The following is a 4,405-nucleotide window of genomic DNA, read 5'->3' on the forward strand; positions in this document are numbered from 1 at the left end:
GTCCGGATGGAACCGGTGTTGGTGACGGCGGCGGGGCGGGCGGCGGCGCGGTGGCCTATTCCACGGCCAAGCTCGGCGATTCGGCCGCCATGGCGGTCGGCGCCTCGGGCGGCTCGGGCGGTTCGGGCGCCACGGTCACGGTCAACTGCAACAGCTTCGGCACCTACTCGACCATCACCGCATGCAACGGCCAGACGCGTCTGTCGGCCGTCACGCCGGGGGTGGCGATCACGACCGCCGGCCTGGCTTCGGCGGGCATCGTGGCCCAATCCATCGGGGGCGGCGGAGGCGCGGGCGGTTACGCCATGGCGCTGTCGGGCAGTTTCGTGGGATCCGCGGCCTTCGGCTTCGGCGGTTCGGGCGGCGCCGGGGGAACGGGCGGCAGCGTGTACGCCAGCACCAATGGCGGGCAGATCACGACGCTGGGGGATTATTCCCAAGGCGTGCTGGCCCAATCCATAGGCGGAGGCGGGGGCAGCGGCGGCAGCACCATGGACTTGAGCCTGGCCTACGCGGGTTCGTCGGTCGCTGTGGGCGTCGGCGGATCGGGCGGCTCGGGAACGGCCGCCCAGGCCGTGGCGGTGGAGAATCCCGGCGGCACGATCACGACTTATGGCGACGGTTCGCAGGGCATCGCCGCGCAATCCATAGGCGGGGGCGGGGGCAACGGCGGCTCGGCGGTCACGTTTGCGGCGTCGGGCACGTATTCAGCGGCGATCTCGGTGGGTGGTACGGGAGCGTCCGGCGGCACGGGCGGCAGCGTCGACATCGTCAATGCCAACGGCCTGGTCGACCCGGCCTACGGCAGCGGCGACATCACCACCCATGGCTACGCCGCCAGCGCCATCCTGGCGCAGTCGATAGGCGGCGGGGGCGGCCATGGCGGCTACACCGTGGCGGCGTCCGGCGCGCTCGCGGCTGCAGGCGCGGCGGCCATCGGCGGTTCCGGCGGGTCGGGCAACAATGCTTCGTCCGTCGACGTGACCAACTACGGGAAATTGACGACCACGGGCGGCGGGGCCGCGGCCTTGCAGGCGCAGTCGATAGGCGGCGGAGGCGGCTCGGGCGGCTACGCCTATGCCGGCAGCATCGCCCAGATCGGAGCCATCAGCATAGGCGTCGGCGGGTCGGGAGGCACGGGCGGCAAAGGCGGCTCCGTGCTCGTGAACAACGCGGGCGATATCGCCGTGGATGCCGCGGCGACCGGCAACGCGCCGGGCATCCTGGCGCAATCCCTGGGCGGCGGCGGTGGTTCGGGCGGCTTCGCTGCCGCCGGCGCCGCCGGCTTCTATGGCGCCGCCAGCGTGGCGGTGGGCGGGGGCGGCGGCAACGGCGGCTCGGCGGTCACGGTCACGGTCAACAACTGGTCCAGCCTGGACGTGGCCGGCGATATGTCGCCGGGCGTGGTCGCGCAAAGCGTGGGGGGCAACGGCGGAGCCGGCGGCTTTGCGCTGGCTGGCGGGCTGGGGGCCGGCGCCAGCCTGGCGGCGGCGATAGGCGGGGGCGGGGGCAAGGGCGGCTCGGCTTCCGCGGTCACGCTGAACATGCGGGGTGGCGATCAGCGGGTCGCCACCTCCGGCAGCCAGTCGGCCGCGCTGCTCGCCCAGTCGATCGGCGGCGGTGGCGGTACCGGCGGCTGGAGCCTGGCCGCTTCGGGCAGCCTGCTCGTATCTCCCAGCGTCAGCCTCGGTGGAGCGGGAGGCAAGGGCGGCAAGGCGGGCACGGTCAATGTATATACCGAGCAGAGCCTCTGGACCGACGGCCTGATGTCCGCGGGCATCCTGGCGCAATCGATAGGCGGCAGCGGCGGCGCGGGCGGCTTTGCCGCCGCCGGGGCGGCCAGTAGCGTCGCCGCCCTGGCTACCTCGGTCGGCGGCGCCGGGGGAGCGGGAAGCGTCGCCAATACGGTGACGGTCACGGCCGGCGGCGGCATTCATACCCGGGGCGACCAGTCCATCGGCATCGTCGCCCAATCGATAGGCGGCAACGGCGGCAACGGCGGATCGGCCATGACCGGCACGGCATCGGCCGGCAATCCCGCGTCGAACGTATCGGTGGGTGCCGCGGGCGCTAGCGGCGGCAACGGCGGCACAGGGCAGGCGGGCAGTTCGGTCAGCGTAACCACGACCGGCGGCATCACGACCAGCGGACGCCGGTCCGTCGGCGTTCTGGCGCAGTCGATAGGCGGCGCGGGCGGCAATGGCGGCGACAGCGTGGCGTTCAGCGCCGCGGCATCCAGCGGCAGCTCTTCCAGCGGCTCGGCCTCGGTGGCGGTAGGGGGCAAGGGCGCGGCAGGCGGCAATGCCGGCCAGGTGACGGTAATGATGTCGGGCGCGATCGTCACCGGCACGGAACCGGCCGCCGGAGCGGTGAGCGACAGCGACCAGTCCGCGGGCATCCTGGCGCAATCGATAGGCGGCAGCGGCGGCAACGGCGGGTCGGCCTATGCCAATGCGATCTCCGGCACGGCGGCGATGGCCGTGGCGGTGGGCGGGGGCGGCGGCGTCGGCAGCGATGCCGGCAACGTGCTGGTGTGCAGCAATTCGAGCGCGGGCGTGTGCAGCAGCTCGGCGCGGCAGCAGGCCGAAGGCAACGGCATCGCCACGTATGGCGATCTTGCGCCGGCCATCTACGCGCAATCGGTGGGCGGTGGCGGCGGCAATGGCGGCGCTTCGAGCGCCAGCGCGACCAGCAACAAATACGCGGCGTCGGTGGCGATCGGCGGCTATGGCGGAGGCGGCGGCAACGCCGGCGCGGTCACGGTGAATGCCGGCGGCGCCCTGATCACCGCCGGCGCCCAGTCCAACGCCATCTTCGCGCAATCGGTGGGTGGAGGCGGCGGCAACGGCGGCTCGGCATCGTCGTCGGCGGCCGGCGCCCAGGGCGCCGTGCAGGAAGCCGGCGTGGCGGCTTATACCGGTTTCGTCGGCAAGACCGCGGGCAAGGCCACGGTGTCGGCCGCGCAGAAATTCTCCAGCAGCAGCACGCCCGCGAACCAGTCGGGCGCCGACAACGGCATGGGGGCGTCGCTGAGCATAGGCGGCGCGGGAGGGCTGGGCGGCAATGGCAGCACCGTCAGCGTCGCCACGGTAGCGGCGATCAGCACCACGGGCGATCTGTCGAGCGGCGTATTCGCGCAATCGGTGGGCGGTGGCGGCGGCAACGGCGGTTCCAGCAGCTCGAACGCGACGGGCGGCAACAGTTCGGCCTCGGTCAGCCTGGGCGGATCGGGAGCGGTGGGCGGCGACGGCGGCGCGGTCTCCGTCGTCAACAACGGCAGCATCGCCACCACCGGCACGCAATCGCTGGGGGTGTTCGCGCAGTCGATCGGCGGCGGTGGCGGCACGGGAGGCGCGGCCAGCAGTACCGCCGATGCCGGCGGCAAGGCCGCTGCCTCGTTCGGCCTGGGCGGCAGCGGCGGCGGAGGCGGGAAGGCGGGCACGGTCGCGGTGACCAACACCGGCACGATCGCCACGCAGGGAGCGAACTCGGCCGGCGTGTTCGCGCAGTCGGTCGGGGGCGGCGGGGGCAACGGCGGCGCAGCGTCCAGCGCGGCCAAGGCGACGCCGGATTCGAGCGATACCGCCGGCACCAGCGCCTCGACCGGCACGGTATCCACCAGCGCCGCGCCCAGCAACAGCAGCAACTCGGCCACGGCCGGCACGGTGCCCGCTTCGGGCAGCACCGCCGCCGCCAAGGGCTCGGGCGCGGGCGCCGACAGCGGCTACGCGGCCGGATTGAGCCTGGGCGGGGCCGGCGGCAAGGGCAGCGCGGGCGGCGCGGTGACGGTGACCAACAGCGGCACCATCGTCACCGGTTCGCCCGGCCTCCTGTCCGGCGGCGTGCAGTCGCCGGCGATTTTCGCGCAGTCGGTGGGCGGGGGCGGCGGCAACGGCGGATCGAGCAGCAGCAATGCCGACGCGGGCAAGGCCAGCGTGGCGCTGTCGCTGGGCGGCACCGGCGGCGGCGCTGGCGCCGGCGGACAGGTCACGGTCGCTTCCAGCGCCGGCAGCCTCGTCACCTACGCCCATAATTCGGCGGCCATCTTCGCCCAGTCGGTCGGCGGGGGCGGCGGCAGCGGCGGATCGTCGTCGTCCACCTCGGGCGAGGGCGGATCGGTCTCGACCGCGCTGGGCCTGGGCGGCTCGGGCGCGGGCGGCGGCGCCGGAGGCGCGGTGCTGGTGTGCGGCAGCGTGAGCGGGAGCGGCTGCGCCAGCGGCGTGTCCGGCAGCGGCATCGCGACCCAGGGCGAGCGGTCCTACGGCATCTTGGCGCAGTCGGTCGGCGGTGGCGGCGGCACGGGCGGCTCGGTCGCCACGGCGGCCACGGCCGGCGACGCGTCGTCATCCGGAGACAACCAGGCCGCGAGCGGCAGCAGTTCCACTTCGGCTTCCGCGGCCCGCGG

At 74.1% G+C, this 4,405-nt stretch carries 1 protein-coding gene; it reads left to right on the forward strand.

Annotation, left to right across the window (positions count from 1 at the left end; all coding sequences use genetic code 11):
• A partial coding sequence (locus PIGHUM_RS23995) for a beta strand repeat-containing protein (RefSeq protein ID WP_425466750.1) occupies positions 1-4,405 on the forward strand: 4,405 nt, incomplete at both ends.

The sequence above is a fragment of the Pigmentiphaga humi genome (assembly GCF_900606115.1).
Lineage (GTDB): Bacteria > Pseudomonadota > Gammaproteobacteria > Burkholderiales > Burkholderiaceae_B > Pigmentiphaga > Pigmentiphaga humi.